We start from the raw sequence: 13,597 nt of genomic DNA, 5'->3' as shown, positions 1-13,597 counted from the left end.
AAGGGTGGGGCCAGAAGACGTCCACGAGGGCGCGCACGTGGCGGGCAGCGGCTTCCACGTGATGCCCCTTGGGCTGGAATCTGCCCGCGGCGCCGGCTACTCCCTTCGCTCGCCCCTCCGTGGCCTACGGCCCCACCCGTGCCAGCGAGAAGAGGAAGCCACGGCTCTAACGTCGTCGCGGACCGAGACGCCATTGTCGGGGGCCCAACCGGGCTTCTCACAGCGTCCAAGCGTGCCCCCACCGTGGCCCACCTCTGCCCGGAAGGGCGGAGAACAGCGGTGTCTCGCGGGGACTCACGGTCAGAAACGAGAACGGCCCTTGACCGGGTCTTGCCTGGTCAAGGGCCGTTCTTTGCTGGTGTGGCGGGTGCAGGGTTCGAACCTGCGTAGGCTAAGCCGACGGATTTACAGTCCCTCCGCCGAACACCTCTGACCTGCACCTATGCCGCCCGATCGCCAAACTTAGGCCCGTATACGGCACAGCCGCCACAGAGCCGCGCACACCGCTCCGGAGGGCTCACCCGCGCGAACGACGAGCAAGGTGTGACAGACAGCCTCGCGCGGGTGAGCCCTCCGGCCCGCAGCAAGTTGGAGGCCGCAAGGTCTCCGCTTCACGCTCGACCAACCCGGCTCGCCAGATCACGACACCACACCAAGGCGGACTACCGGCGTTCCTGGCCCCGCAGCAACCTCATCCAGATAGCGATGTGCGCCAGAGGTTCACCTGTGCCGTCGTGAGGGTCATTGCAGTACTTCGGTGCTGTGTACAGCAATCTCGCTGGTCTTTAACAGCACTCACACAGTCAAAGGGCACAGAGGCACCTGGAGCGCGATGCCGGTCACGGCAGGGGATCGTGAAGCCTCGCTGTCAGGCATCAAACAACAGCGCTGACCATATACCACTCACCATCCACAGCTGTGGAAATCAGCCGAGAGAGGTCATTCATAAACTGTTCACACTTTTTTCTGTGCGCGTCAAATAGCCCTGGCTCAATGCGCTCTTTGCGACTACCATGAGCAATGTCGTTCCTTGCCTTCCGAACAAATTCGAGGGACGTAAAATGTGACCTGCTCACCGCAGTATCTGGCATGCCGAGACGAAACAAAGTTCTCCTAAGGACATCGGAGCCAAAGTTCATCTCCATCGATACGGCTAGGTCAGCATCAATAGACAGAATCGTTTCGGCTAGACTACGCATCCTGTCAACGAATGCTACCTGACGTTTAGCCCGTCGCAGGAGGAAACCATCTTCTGCATCGGTTTCCGTTTCGGCACCTGACCCAAGGCGTATCCCGTCGAACTCTCTAGTCAGCGCACAGGCAAACAGATTCGGATGCAGATCCTTAGCCTTCAACTGACGATCATTGATCGCTTTCACGTACAGCGAAAAAGCGTTCTGCGCAAACCCCTCAAGATGCGCATACTGCATAACCAGGATTGTACGCATGGCGGATACCGGCCAGTCGCTCGGCCCCCTTGCACCAAGTAAGGCGTTGCGCAGGTGTCTCAGTTCGTCCAGCCGCCAGGCCAGGTCTTCTTCCAGTTGAGCTCGCAGTTCGGCGGGAGTCAATCGACTACCTCGCTGAACCGATCTGAGAAGTACATAATACGCGCGAGCAGAGGATTGCGGTAATTCTTACCACCGCCACCGTGTTTAAGGAAGTCGCGATCTGCCTTCCCAGTCTTTACGACAGCCGCAAGACGTCCGATTTGCTCGTCGTCTTCGACATTAACCTTATCGATCACTGCCTGAAGGCCAAGGGTAATACCCTCGTAGTGATATACAGAAAACTGGCCACGCGGTTCACCCGTTGCAGGATTGACCGTGCCGAAGATTTTCGAATCGATCTCGAGCTTATCGGAAATCAGTCGCAGGACCAGGAAGGTCTTTTCGAAGACAATTCGCTCCTTCGAATATTCAAAGGAAGTCTCGCTGTCCGGATCCGAAACGTCCTCCATGTACTCGGTAAGGAAGTCAGCGACGTCATGGATGTATGTATCAAGACTATTCTTGTACGCAAAAAATCTGAGGACCAACTCCTGGTCAAATTTCCTCAGTCGCGCATTGGGTGAAATAATGCCAACACACTTGGCGAAGTCGATATTCCTACTCATATCGGCAATGAACTCGTTGAAGTCATTGGAGAGGAGTCTGATCGTGGCATTACGCAGTTCCTGCTCAGAGAGTACCTCGCCTCCAGTGTTCAGCCGTTTGAACATGTAGTAACGGAGCCTTGGATCGCTCTCTTTGCGGAGGATTTCAGCGCGAATATAGCTGCGCTTGAGCTTGATTTCCAGGGCCCGCGGGAGGTCGCTGTAAGTTACTCCGTTGAGTTCCGGAACGATGTCGCAGTCAGCTAGGACCAGGGGCTCTTTTCTCTCGCCATCGATAACCAACTGTCCACGAAAGTGCAGGTAGGATGATATACGCTGAAGGCCGTCAATCAACTCATAGACCCGGTCCTCGCGCTCAATCAGGAAGATTGGCGGGATCGGAAGCTCAAGGAGGAGTGATTCTATGAATCGCGCTTGAGCTCCCTCAGTCCATCTGAACATTCGCTGGAACGCGGGATCAATAATGAGCTCACCCTCGGAGTGCATGTCCGCGAGTTCATTGAACGAGAAGTCGAGCGTCTGGGTACGAACGGCTGTGATCTTCTCGTCAACAGACCTGATTAGATCATCGGCACTGGTTTTCATCATGACCGTTTCCTCCGGAGTGTCACCACAGTCTCAGCGACCTTACCCTTTGGGTAGGCCCGCGCCGCCGTATTGACTTGCGTGAGAAGACGCGTGACCTCTGCTTGATCCCAGTCGATAAAGGACCACCCTCGGCGTTCCGCCTCTTCAACACAAATCTCCGCTAGTCGGATGGGCACCTCTTTGTAATACGAGTCCTGCACTACGAGCGTCATCAGCGCATGCCTTTTTGAGACACGTGTCAACTCGTCAAAGCTAAGCGTGAGGTCGTCGAGATACTGCTTAGCCTGTTTTAGATAATAACCAGATGACGCCTTACTATCGTGTTTTGAGATATTCTCGACGAGTTGGCTGGCTTTAGGACCGTAACCTTCTTGTCTTATTACGTCACGACGTCTGCGGATTAGAGTTGTTCCCATCAAGGATGAGCGGAGAGATCGATCCTTAGAGATATCAACTCCGAGAATAGCCAGTTCCCTCGAATAGGCGACCGCATAATCGATTCGCGTTAGATACGGAGGCGAACTTAGGATAAAGTCAACACTTTCTTCCGCCATCGGAAGACAAGCGGAAGAGGCGCGGATAATCGAAGCAGGACATCCCGGGTGCGACTCTTCGCTTACCCTGTCTTTCACATGGCGTTGTTCTTGGACAATCAAGTCGTCCAAATCTCGGCTAGCTACGTCCACTACGTCTTCAGAGTTAGACGCTCGACGCACCCAAGTTGGATTGCTGCCTTCAAAGCCTTTGGTGAGAGACCTAGTGACCCGAAACAGCGCAACGTATCCAAGAGATGAGGTGGAATGTGGCTGCTTACTGAGAGACCTCGACCACTGCCTAAACCGACCGGCCGTCCTACTAGAGAACCAAGCAAGCAATGGCTCATGCTGTGAAGCGCGAGCGCTTCTCGCTGTAGGTGCTGCACAGGGTTCCATGTGGTCCGCATCCTGCAGACGGAGATACGCCACGATGTTCGCGATCGGGTTCAGGTCAACACCGACGGATTTGAGATCATTAACGCGTGCAGCAAGTGTGGTAGTGCCGCTACCGTTCCAGGGATCGAGAACTACCGCGTTCTCATCAAAACCTTCGAGCCGGAGTTGACCCTTCGCCCATTCGAAGGAGAATCCAGCATAGTAAGGAAAGATGTCCGCGAGGCCCGCTTTGTCGCTTTGCGGCCGCTTGGGGGTAAGCTTGCGGATCTGGGTGCCAGAATCCCCATCGAAGTGCCACAGAGATTCTTGGTTCATCCGACTTCCCGCCGGGAACTGTCCCACCCGTCGCCACCCTGAGACCTCGACACCGTCATGAACAGAGGTCACCATAGCTTAGCGCCCGAGGATTATATCACCAAGGGCTTCCCTGCTTCTCAAGCGGACCGCTGGCCTGCGACGGGTCGGCCCGGAGACCGCGTTGCCCGTCACAGGCCAGCGGTTGGCGACGCGGAGCAGTGCCCTTGAGCCCTGTGGAGAAATACTTCATCTGGAGGCAGTGGGCCGAGTAAGTCATCTGACCTGCATCGGAACGAGGTCGTCAGACGCCACTCTCGTCCTGAGGTGGCCCTTCTTCACCCTCCCGCGGCAAGTCGGTCACAAACGTGCCCTTGCCGTGGAGGTCGTGATCAAGCCTCGCTCGCGTAGCTCCTGCGTCCCGCGCCGCACCGTCATGTACGCGATGCCGTACTCCTCGGCGAGTTCGCGCTCAGGAGGCAGGCGAGACCCTGGCGCGAGATCGCCGGCAGCGATCCGCGCGCTGATGTGATCCGCGAACGCCATGTAGACGAGCTGCGGCCCCTGCGGATCGAACTCTGGCACCTCGGGACGATCACCCACACGGCCAACGTAGAGCCCCACTGACCTGCATAAAGGCATGGAGAGCTATGCATAGCTCTATGTAGCTCGTACACTGCTTGGACCATCTGTGTGCCCGGTCAATGCCTTCCGGCTACCCGAGGCACTCATGCCGAGGAGCAGTCACAGCATGAATCCAGCGAGACGCGGACCAACGATCGCCGGATGGGCGGTTGTCATGGGCGAGCGCACGTACCGAGCGACCAGGAGCCGGGAACTCACGGCGTACCAACGAGCGTGGGGCGCGCTCCCCGAGGTGCAGGCGGCCTCCCAGGGCGAGCTCTGGGTTCTGTGTGACGCCCAGACACGTCTCGCTGAGCGTCTCGCGGTGGCGGAGGCTCAGCGCGCCAGGACCGGCCCTCCGCCGGAGCTGCCCTGGCCCGCTTCCCGTGCGACGCGCTCATGACCGACCAGGCCGCCGCCGGCGGAGTGGACGACGAACCGGCGATCACTGGACCACCTATCGACCTGGCTCCTCGGCGCGTGCCGGGCATCGCTGATTACCTCGCGGACCTGGCCCCCGAAGATCCTCGGCCCCCGTCGAGGCAGATCGCGGAACAACTTCGATCGGCGATTCTCTCCGGACGGCTCCAACCAGACGCGAAGCTGCCTTCTCAGAATCAGCTCTCATCGCGGTACGGAGTTGCTCGTGAGACCGTTAAGACCGCGTTGCGGCAACTTGCTTCAGAGAGCCTCATCATCAGCCGCAAAGGTAGTGGCTCATTCGTCCGCGCTCAGGACGTCGCCGATTCTCACTCGTCACGGTCAGTGCCCAAGCGCTTTATCGCAGCACTGGAAGGGCTCAAGGAAGTTCACGACGAGGCGGCATCGATAATTCAAGCGATGCCGGATTCTCAACAGGCTTTCGATTGTTCAACTCGACTGTTCGGCACGTTGCGGGAGTTGACGAGATCGACCGCCGATCTGAGGGCCGAGGCGGCAGTACGAGTCGCCTCTGAAAATCGAGATAAGGACCAGTAGTGCACGAATACCTGTCCGTATATCCGGAACTCTGGCGCGTCACGGAACATGACATGTGCCCTATCTCAGCGATGCCCGACCACGGGACGCCCTTCGCCGAGCAACGGGAGTTGCGTTGGGTGTGTCGCCGTCTGGACCGTCTTGCGCGTGGGCTACGGCGCCACGGGTGGATAACAGAACGCCGTTACGAGGAGACTCCGCCACTGCTCCGCGTGTTCGCAAAGCATGCGCCCTCCGTGGGAGAAAGCATCGCAGTCGAGCGCGGGTCAAAGTACTGGTCGTACCGGTCAAGTACCGGCGCACTCCTCGGACTGTGCTCCGAACCCTTGCGGACGGCGGATTCTACGACCGCATTCCTCGCGACGTGGGGCATACGGCCGGATGACCGATGGGATTCGCCATGACGAGGAGATGACCGTGATGAGCCCTGATCATTGGCATGTGGCGACTTCGCGCCGTGGCTACTGGGAAACATTCCCAGAGCGGTGGGATCGATCAACGGCCCGACGATTGGTGCGCGAACTGCTTGTCAATGATGGGCGCACCACCGCTGACCACAGGTATGAACAAGGAATTGAGGCGATCGATCGCGGCTACGACACATACCGGATCGACACAGCCTCATATGCGGCCTTCGCGTGCACTTGTCCGCGACGTACTACAGAAAGGGATCAGGATGGAGTCATCGAAGTTCCGCAAGTCCTCACGCTGCGAGGAACTCAACCAGACCGGTTGCGTTGAAGTAGCCGATGGCACGGAGTTTGTCGCTGTGCGCGACTCCACCGACCGGAACGGCCCTGTGATTCGGGTGGCCAAGAGCGAATGGCGTCGCCTCGTTCGCGGGCTGCGATCCCTGTAGGTCCGGTAGTCAGGCAGGCGCACTGCTGATTGCAGGGCTATACACGGGCCGTATCCGCAACCACTAGCCAAGCCTGCACTCGTTCCGTGTCGACTCCTACCAGGCGCGCGAGCTCCGCCGCACGGGCCGATGGCTTTTCCTCACCGGCGGTCTTCCATGCGGCAACTGCCACGTCATAGCAGACGTCTCCACTGACGCCCCGCGGATCGATGAGGAAAAGTTGCCCATCGGGGCCGAGCAGGATGTTCTTTGAGGATGCGTCGCCATGGCAAAGCAAGTTCGAGGCGCCACTTTCCAGGTCCTCAAGTATTGCGGCGGCATGCCGACGTTCATCGAACGGAGCTTGGGCACGTCCAGGAGCGAGGTCACTCAGGTTCTCGTCTGAGAGTCGGGAGTGTAGCCAGTCTGCGAGCGTCGGGAGCTGATTGCTCGGTGAGTTCTGATCGCGCATCCTCTGGAAGATGGGTGCTAGACGGTCAAGCGAGATCGCTCGGCCGTGTAGCGAGTCGCCGGGGAAGATGCGACTTGCCACAGTCCACACGCTGACTGATGTTTGAACCACTTCGTAGATCTGTGGACCTATGCCCAGATCGGACAGCGACTGAGAGACCTCCGCCTGCATCATTCCGAGCGGATCGGGAGTTGACCTGACGACCAAGTATCCGTGATCCGTCTCGACTTCCACCACGAATCCATAGCGCGCATCGAAGGTTCGTACCGGACGCCCTTTGTACCGCCGACAGATGCGCGCTAGTTCGCCAGGAGCAGTCTCCTGCCACGTTGAAGCCAAGTCGGGCCACCGCGTCGAGACAGCGTCAATGACTGGGGCGGGGATCTCTATTCCTCGCATCGGCATCTTCGCTACGCCCTCAGGCTGGTTACGACTTCTGCCACCGATTCCATGCTTTGGACGACGAAGTCCGCGCCGGCCTCGGAAAGCTCCGTGATCCTGGCTGGACGCTTGGCGTAACCGACGCAGCGAACACCCGCTTTGATGCCCGCTTGCATGTCCGTGGGAGAGTCGCCGACGAGCAGACACGCTGCTGCCGGATGTCCCGCGATCTCGACCCCCTTGAGGACGAGATGCGCATCTGGCTTCATCAGATCCGGTCTTCCCTTGATGCGGGAGGCGATCCCCGTCACGGAAGAACCAAGAAGGTGACGGTCAAGAAAAGTCTCGACCGCTTCCGCCGAGTTGTTGGTCACGATGACCACTGGAAGATCTAGGGGCGTCGCCGAACGAAGCATCTCGGCAACTCCCGGAGTAGGCTCCACCAGGCGTGCCGCCTCTATTTCTGCATCGGTTTGGATCTCTTCGACGTCCGATAGCAGATGTGGGGCCACAAGGCCGACCCACCCGAGAAATGCCAAGGGGTTACTTTCCGACATCATCGATTCCGGGAGAACGGCCCCCTGGTCGAGCAGGAAAGAGCGAATCTTCTCCGCGATCTCATGCGCCGGAAGTCCGGAGAACAGGTGACAAACGGGACCGTCGAAGTCGAGCAGGATGGCTTGTGATGATTGAACGAGCGTTTTGAGAGAGGTCACGGCGTGTACTCGCGTGCGATCGTCCCCCACAGCGAGTCGAACCATCCCTGTGCCTCCTTGACGAACTGAGGCGCACTTGATGTCTCGCTGTCGTCGCTGACGGAGAAGTGGAAGAGAGTAGCGTCCTTGCCAAGAAGATCGAAGATCTCTACCTGATCGCCGTTGAGACGAATGGTGTGCTGCTTGACGGGATAGAGCCCGTAAAAGATCTCTTCCGAGTTCAGGATGTACAGCTTGAACGAAGGGGTCAGTTCATGAACGCGAACCTCGGCGGTTGCTGACTTGATGAGCCCCAGGTCTACGAGTTCGTGAACGGCGTCCACGATTCCGTCAACCGCGCGCCTGGTGATGCGCTCCGCCCGATCCTTGATTTCCGCCTCAGCGGTTTCCGTTCCCACTCGGCGCGGCAATGCCATGGCGGCGGACGTGTCGCACATCATGATTCGGATCTTTAGAGATTCCGGCGTGAGGCGCCCAGCGCGAACCTTGTCGAGCACTTCAATGATGGTGTTGTGCAAGGTCTCGCCCGAGAAGCCGGCAAAGTCGATCGAGACATGCGGGCGTTCAAAGGCCGCTTCGATGTGAGGCCGTAGCCCGATGGGGCGCTCTGTCTGCGCGCGTACGTACGACCCGCTCCCCTGACGGCTGATGATCAGACGTTCGGCCTGGAGCGTCCTCAGCGCGGCCTTGATCGTCTCCCGCGCGACCCCGTACCGGCTCGCGAGGTCTGGCTGTGAGGGCAGCTTCTCGCCCGGCTTGAGCTTGCTGGTCAGGATCGCCGCCCGGAGCTTGTTCGCGATCTGCTGCGAAGGGGTCCGCGGGTCATCCGGGTCCAGGTCACCGAGGTATTCGCTGTCCGCATCCATGCCCGCAAGCGTACGTGCTGGCTAGCCAAGCTAGAAGAATCTCCGGCAAACCCGTTGACATGACTAGCCAAGCTGGCCATGCTTCTGGCTCAGGACGCCTGACTAGCCAAGTTGGTCAGGCACTCGTCAGGAGGCCCGACATGTTCCCTCAGCCCAAGAAGTACGGCCGGTACGTCGCCCTCGCGATCTTCATCCTCTTCGCCTACAAGAACCCGACGGCCGCCGCCCACCTGGTCGAGCAGGCCGGGGGCGTCCTGATGACGGCCGCCGACGCCGCCGGCAAGTTCGTCACCGCCCTTCAGGCGTAGCCATCTCACCTGCTCCAGCGCACAGCCACCAAGCACGGCGCCGGAGCCCCGTCCCTCGACCGATCACGAACCCACCTGTGAGGACACCGTGACCACCCATCCGAGCAAGCTCGCTCCCTGGACCCTCCGGCAGTACGGGATGAGCGGCGCCGAGTGCGTCATTGATCCCGAGCTGCACACCGGCCCGATCCGCGGTGCCGAGACCGCCGAGCAGAAGGCCGCCCGCGTCGACGTGGCCGCCGACGTCTGCCTGTCCTGCCCCGTGACGACCCGATGCCTGAACCGCGCGATCAGCGGCCGGCCCGAGCCGGGCGTCTGGGGCTCCATCGACGCCGAGAACCTCGACAACCTCACCGGCGCCGGCCTTGAAGCGGTGGCTGTGCGATGACCGCGCCGAATATCGCGGGTGAGCGTGCGCTCTCGTCCCGTCCGGTCGTCCGGCCGCTGTCCAGCCAGGAGTACACGGCCGTCGCCGTGGTGGCCGCTCTGGTCGTGGTGCTGGCCGTGATCGGGTTCGTGAACAGCTTCACTGCGGTTGCCGAGGCCGCGCGTCCTTCGTTCGGGATGTTCGCCTGGACGCTGCCGATCGGTATCGACCTGGGCATTGCGATCTTCGCTGCTGTGGACATCGTCCTTGCGCGTCTGGACATGCGCATCGGGTGGTTGAGGCTGTTCCCCTGGACGCTCACGGCCGCGACCGTGTACCTGAACGTGGCGGGCGAGACCTCGGCGTTCGGGATGATCGCTCACGCCATCCTGCCGTGCCTGTGGGTCGTGGCCGTCGAGGTAGGCGCTCACGTGATCCGGATCCGGGCGGGGATCGCCTCCGGCACCCGCATGGACCGGATCCGTGCCTCGCGGTGGCTGCTGGCCCCGTTCCGAACGGTCGTCCTGTGGCGCCGGATGGTGCTCTGGGAGATCCGTTCCTACGGGGACGCCCTCGACCGCGAGCGCGCCCGGCTCCTCATCCTCACCGAGCTGCAGGACACCTACGGCGCGCTCGCGTGGCGGTGGAAGGCTCCTCGCCGGACTCGTGCGCTGTACCGGCTCGGCGAGCTGGTCCCGGCCGCCGAGCCGGTCCAGGACGAGGACGAGCCGACCACTCTTGCCGCCTACCCGGACGAGGACCCAGGGGACGAGGACCGTCCGGCAGCGATCGAGCCCGGACCGCCCGCCCCTCCGTCCGCCCCCTCGTCCCGCATGAGCGAGGCACCTCGTCCGGCGGACGACCGCCCGAGCAAGCACGGACGGACGGCGCCTCGCGCTCGCAGCAGCAAGGGGACGGCACCGGACGTCGATGACCTGATGCCGCTGGGATGGCGCATCGCCGCCGAGCTTGAGGCGCGCGGACTGCCGGTCAACCGGGACACCCTCGCCGCCGCTCTGCGCGAGGCCGACCAGAGCGTCAGCAACCAGCGCGCCGGCGTCCTCCTGGCCCGCCTCAAGGCCGAAGCGCCCGCCGATCCGACCAGCAAGAACACCGCTCCCGTTACTCGTACCGCCGAGGGAGACGACGCGCGATGAACTTCTCCAAGCCCATGGCCGAAGTGATCAAACTCCCCACCCGCACCGACGACCCGTCCGCCCCAGACTTGCCCGTCCAGCCCGGAGACGGCGGGGGCAACCGTCCGCTTCCGCCCGTCCCCTTGCCTATGGAGGAGCCGGACGACGAGCCCAAGGGGCCGAGCCACCGTCCGGACGAGGATGACGCCCTTGAGGGGACGGTCCTGGTCGACCAACCGGACAGCCGTCCGTCCAGGAAGGGGACGAGGATGACCCCGGGCGCGACGGCCGGACGACGTCCGATCGTCGCCCCGTGGCTCCGCGACCGCGCCGAGGCCAAGGCTCTCGTCCGCTGGTCGGTGAACTACGCCGCTCACGTCACCGGCTACCACGCTGCCCGCGTGCCGCTGTACGCGACGACGTTGGCCGCGCGCTCCCCGCGTGGCGCGTGGCGTCTGGTCTCGGGCACGTGGCGGTGGGTCAACGACGTTGAAGCGCTTCCGCTGCGGTTGCACGCGGTGGACGGCAAGGACGCCGACACCTACCTTCGCCTGCTCCGCGAGCGGGACGACCGTGTTCGCTGGCGTCGTCTGGTCGCCCTCGGTGGCCTCGGCGGCGCGAGCGTCGCCGCCGGCGCGGTGGCCGCCGCCGGCGGAGTCACACAGGTGACGGTGGCCGCCGCCCTGGTCGCCGTCCTGGGATGGCTCGGCACGCCCAAGGACAAGCCGCTCATCGGACCGGCCGTCATCTCCACCAAGGCCCCCAAGCTTTCCAGCCAAATTGTCATCCGGTCTCTGGGCGCGCTGGGCATCGCCGAGATCAACAAGGCGCTCGGCAAGGGCGGAGACGGCATCACCTTCCCCGCACCCATTACGCGGGACGGTCCCGGATGGCGCGCGGACGTCGATCTCCCCTACGGCGTCACGGTCACCGACATCATGGACCGTCGCGAGCGTCTCGCTTCTGGGTTGCGTCGCCCGGTCGGCTGCGTGTGGCCCGAGCCTGCCCACGACCAGCACGCGGGACGACTCGTCCTGTGGGTCGGAGACCAGGACATGAGCCAGGTCAAGCCCGCCGCATGGCCGCTGGCCAAATCCGGCGAGGCCGACGTGTTCAAGCCCATCCCGTTCGGGACCGACCAGCGCGGACGGCTCGTCACGGCGACGCTGATGTTCGCCAACTGGCTCATCGGTGCCATGCCCCGGATGGGCAAGACGTTCTCGATCAAGCCGCTGCTGTTGGCCGCCGGCCTGGACGTGACGGCCGAGAACCTGGTCTATGAACTCAAGGGCACCGGAGACCTGTCGTTCGCCGAGAAGTTCGCGCACCGGTACGCCTCCGGCGTTGATGACGCAACGATCGCCGCGTGCCTGGACGGCCTCCGCTACGTCTACAAGGATCTTGAGCGCCGCGCCAAGGTGCTCTCGTCCCTGCCCAAGGACATCTGCCCGGAGAACAAGGTCACGCCCGAGATCGCCGCTCGGCGCTCGCTGGGACTTCACCCGCTGGGGCTGTTCATCGACGAGTGCCAGGAACTGTTCTCTCACCCTGATCTCGGCAAGGAGGCCGGAGAACTCGCCACCGCGATCATCAAGCGTGGTCCAGCCATGGGCGTCTTCCTCGTCCTGGCGACCCAGCGACCCGACAAGGACTCGCTTCCGACCGGTGTCTCCGCCAACGTCGGTATCCGGTACTGCCTTAGGGTTATGGGCCAGGTCGAAAACGACATGGTCCTTGGCACCTCGGCCTACCGCAACGGCATCCGGGCAACCACCTTCACCCGCCGTGACCTGGGCATCGGCTACCTGGTCGGTGAGGCCGACGACCCGCAGATCACCCGCTCGTTCTACATCGACGGACCGACCGGCGAACGCATCGCCGACCGCGCCCGCACTGCCCGCAAGCTCGCTGGCCGGCTCGCCGGCTACGCCGCCGGCGAGGAGATCACGCCCTCCGATGCCGAGGTCTCGATCCTCGACGACGTGGCCGCCGTGATCGGTGCCGACGAGGACAAGATCTGGTCGGAGACGGTCATCGCCCGCCTCGCCGAGCTGCGCCCTGGCCTCTACGCGGGATGGACGCCCGCGCAACTCGCTGACGCCCTCAAGCCCTACGGCATCGCAACGCATCAAGTTTGGGGACAGAGCACCAACGGCAGGGGCCGCAACCTCAAAGGCATCCACCGCCAGGACGTCATGACGGCCCTGGACGCCCGCCGCTCCTCCGGCTCGTAACCACCTGCCATCGCTCGGCGCTCGCCTCTAGGTCTAGAGGCCCCGCCCTCTAGACCTAGAGGCCCTTCTAGAGCCCCATCACCGCTCTGACCTGCCCTCTAACGCCTAGACCCCTTGCCCGCACCAACCCGCCCAACCCGCCCTAGGAGGCCCCTCGTGTCCCTGCTCATGGCCGCCGCTAACGACTCCGGCCCCAGCGTCGCAGCGTGGCTGCTCCTCGCCGTGGTGTTCGGCGGCGGCTACATCGTCCACTGCCTCATCTGGCCGTTCCGGGCCTGCTCCAAGTGCGGGGGCGGCGGACGCTTCCGCTCCGCCTCCGGCCGCGCGTGGCGCTACTGCGACAAGTGCGGCGGATGTGCCGCCGAGGTCCGCCCCGGCCGCCGCCTCTGGACCTACCTCACCAAGACCCGCGACAAGGGCAACCGCTGACGAGGTTGAAGCGACCTCGGCGCCACAGCCACCAAGCACGAGCGCCGAGGCCGCACCTCGACCGATCACGAACCGATGGAGGCACACCCATCATGACGCCCCCGCTCCACCTGGTCGACAACGACGAGCCCGCCGGAACCGGCCTCGCCGACTTCGTCCGCCCCCACCCCCACAACATCGACGCCGAGCAACACGTCCTAGAAGACTGCTGAAGATCTTGGGGTTCTGGCCCCGTCGCGGTTGCGGCGGGGCCAGTGTGGTGTGGTGTGGTGATGGGTGAATGGGCCGGGGAGAGGGTCGGTCCGGATGTGTGGGAGA

14 protein-coding genes are annotated in these 13,597 nt (G+C 62.5%); 7 read left to right on the top strand and 7 right to left on the bottom strand.

Annotation, left to right across the window (positions count from 1 at the left end; all coding sequences use genetic code 11):
- Positions 1-875: 875 nt before the first annotated feature.
- From ACFPZN_RS45935 to ACFPZN_RS45920, 4 genes are all read right to left on the bottom strand, one after another.
- Positions 876-1,571 (bottom strand): MAE_28990/MAE_18760 family HEPN-like nuclease, encoded by a 696-nt coding sequence (locus ACFPZN_RS45935; RefSeq protein WP_378289567.1) that lies wholly within the window; start codon positions 1,569-1,571, stop codon positions 876-878.
- The gene (locus tag ACFPZN_RS45930) at positions 1,568-2,704 is read right to left on the bottom strand and encodes a DUF262 domain-containing protein (RefSeq protein WP_378289565.1); all 1,137 of its coding nucleotides are present in this window, start codon (positions 2,702-2,704) and stop codon (positions 1,568-1,570) included. The genes ACFPZN_RS45935 and ACFPZN_RS45930 overlap by 4 nt, the downstream gene beginning before the upstream one ends.
- Complete coding sequence (locus ACFPZN_RS45925; protein WP_378289563.1) at positions 2,701-3,978, bottom strand: hypothetical protein; 1,278 nt, start codon at positions 3,976-3,978, stop codon at positions 2,701-2,703. The genes ACFPZN_RS45930 and ACFPZN_RS45925 overlap by 4 nt, the downstream gene beginning before the upstream one ends.
- Before the next feature lie 312 nt (positions 3,979-4,290).
- On the bottom strand, positions 4,291-4,533 hold the full coding sequence (locus ACFPZN_RS45920) for a winged helix-turn-helix domain-containing protein (protein ID WP_378289561.1): 243 nt from the start codon (positions 4,531-4,533) through the stop codon (positions 4,291-4,293).
- Between the two features lie 420 nt (positions 4,534-4,953).
- Here ACFPZN_RS45920 and ACFPZN_RS45915 point away from each other — a divergent pair, with 420 nt between their 5' ends.
- Positions 4,954-5,532 (top strand): winged helix-turn-helix domain-containing protein, encoded by a 579-nt coding sequence (locus ACFPZN_RS45915; protein WP_378289559.1) that lies wholly within the window; start codon positions 4,954-4,956, stop codon positions 5,530-5,532.
- A 439-nt stretch (positions 5,533-5,971) separates the two neighbouring features.
- Positions 5,972-6,391 (top strand): DUF397 domain-containing protein, encoded by a 420-nt coding sequence (locus ACFPZN_RS45910; RefSeq protein WP_378289557.1) that lies wholly within the window; start codon positions 5,972-5,974, stop codon positions 6,389-6,391.
- Between the two features lie 37 nt (positions 6,392-6,428).
- On the opposite strand, the gene ACFPZN_RS45905 is transcribed toward ACFPZN_RS45910, so the two are convergent.
- The 3 genes from ACFPZN_RS45905 to ACFPZN_RS45895 form a co-directional block, all read right to left on the bottom strand.
- The gene (locus tag ACFPZN_RS45905) at positions 6,429-7,076 is read right to left on the bottom strand and encodes a phosphotransferase (protein WP_378289555.1); all 648 of its coding nucleotides are present in this window, start codon (positions 7,074-7,076) and stop codon (positions 6,429-6,431) included.
- Between the two features lie 176 nt (positions 7,077-7,252).
- Positions 7,253-7,939 carry an HAD family hydrolase gene (locus ACFPZN_RS45900; protein WP_378289553.1) on the bottom strand — a complete coding sequence of 229 codons (687 nt, stop codon included), beginning with the start codon at positions 7,937-7,939 and terminating at the stop codon, positions 7,253-7,255.
- Positions 7,936-8,805 (bottom strand): winged helix-turn-helix domain-containing protein, encoded by an 870-nt coding sequence (locus ACFPZN_RS45895; RefSeq protein WP_378289551.1) that lies wholly within the window; start codon positions 8,803-8,805, stop codon positions 7,936-7,938. The genes ACFPZN_RS45900 and ACFPZN_RS45895 overlap by 4 nt, the downstream gene beginning before the upstream one ends.
- A gap of 140 nt (positions 8,806-8,945) precedes the next feature.
- Here ACFPZN_RS45895 and ACFPZN_RS45890 point away from each other — a divergent pair, with 140 nt between their 5' ends.
- The 5 genes from ACFPZN_RS45890 (at position 8,946) to ACFPZN_RS45870 (ending at position 13,279) form a co-directional block, all read left to right on the top strand.
- Entirely contained in the window at positions 8,946-9,113 is a 168-nt protein-coding gene (locus ACFPZN_RS45890; protein WP_378289549.1) for a hypothetical protein, read from the top strand.
- A gap of 88 nt (positions 9,114-9,201) precedes the next feature.
- The gene (locus ACFPZN_RS45885) at positions 9,202-9,501 is read left to right on the top strand and encodes a WhiB family transcriptional regulator (protein ID WP_378289547.1); all 300 of its coding nucleotides are present in this window, start codon (positions 9,202-9,204) and stop codon (positions 9,499-9,501) included.
- Entirely contained in the window at positions 9,498-10,637 is a 1,140-nt protein-coding gene (locus ACFPZN_RS45880) for a DUF2637 domain-containing protein (protein ID WP_378289545.1), read from the top strand. The genes ACFPZN_RS45885 and ACFPZN_RS45880 overlap by 4 nt, the downstream gene beginning before the upstream one ends.
- The gene (locus ACFPZN_RS45875; RefSeq protein ID WP_378289543.1) at positions 10,634-12,850 is read left to right on the top strand and encodes a cell division protein FtsK; all 2,217 of its coding nucleotides are present in this window, start codon (positions 10,634-10,636) and stop codon (positions 12,848-12,850) included. The genes ACFPZN_RS45880 and ACFPZN_RS45875 overlap by 4 nt, the downstream gene beginning before the upstream one ends.
- Positions 12,851-13,006: 156 nt before the next feature.
- Positions 13,007-13,279 (top strand): hypothetical protein, encoded by a 273-nt coding sequence (locus ACFPZN_RS45870; RefSeq protein ID WP_378289541.1) that lies wholly within the window; start codon positions 13,007-13,009, stop codon positions 13,277-13,279.
- Positions 13,280-13,597: the final 318 nt, after the last annotated feature.

Source organism: Actinomadura rugatobispora, assembly GCF_042656285.1.
Classification (GTDB): domain Bacteria; phylum Actinomycetota; class Actinomycetes; order Streptosporangiales; family Streptosporangiaceae; genus Spirillospora; species Spirillospora rugatobispora.
Note: the sequence above shows the minus strand (reverse complement) of the source record. Positions and strands in the feature narration are given on the sequence as shown.

What these genes read in the sequence shown, in the direction of transcription:
- ACFPZN_RS45890 (WP_378289549.1), top strand. Translation starts at nt 8,946, where the DNA reads ATGTTCCCTCAGCCCAAGAAGTACGGCCGGTACGTCGCCCTCGCGATC.
- ACFPZN_RS45910 (WP_378289557.1), top strand. Translation starts at nt 5,972, where the DNA reads ATGTGGCGACTTCGCGCCGTGGCTACTGGGAAACATTCCCAGAGCGGT.
- ACFPZN_RS45930 (WP_378289565.1), bottom strand. Translation starts at nt 2,704, where the DNA reads ATGATGAAAACCAGTGCCGATGATCTAATCAGGTCTGTTGACGAGAAG.
- ACFPZN_RS45915 (WP_378289559.1), top strand. Translation starts at nt 4,954, where the DNA reads ATGACCGACCAGGCCGCCGCCGGCGGAGTGGACGACGAACCGGCGATC.
- ACFPZN_RS45875 (WP_378289543.1), top strand. Translation starts at nt 10,634, where the DNA reads ATGAACTTCTCCAAGCCCATGGCCGAAGTGATCAAACTCCCCACCCGC.
- ACFPZN_RS45880 (WP_378289545.1), top strand. Translation starts at nt 9,498, where the DNA reads ATGACCGCGCCGAATATCGCGGGTGAGCGTGCGCTCTCGTCCCGTCCG.
- ACFPZN_RS45895 (WP_378289551.1), bottom strand. Translation starts at nt 8,805, where the DNA reads ATGGATGCGGACAGCGAATACCTCGGTGACCTGGACCCGGATGACCCG.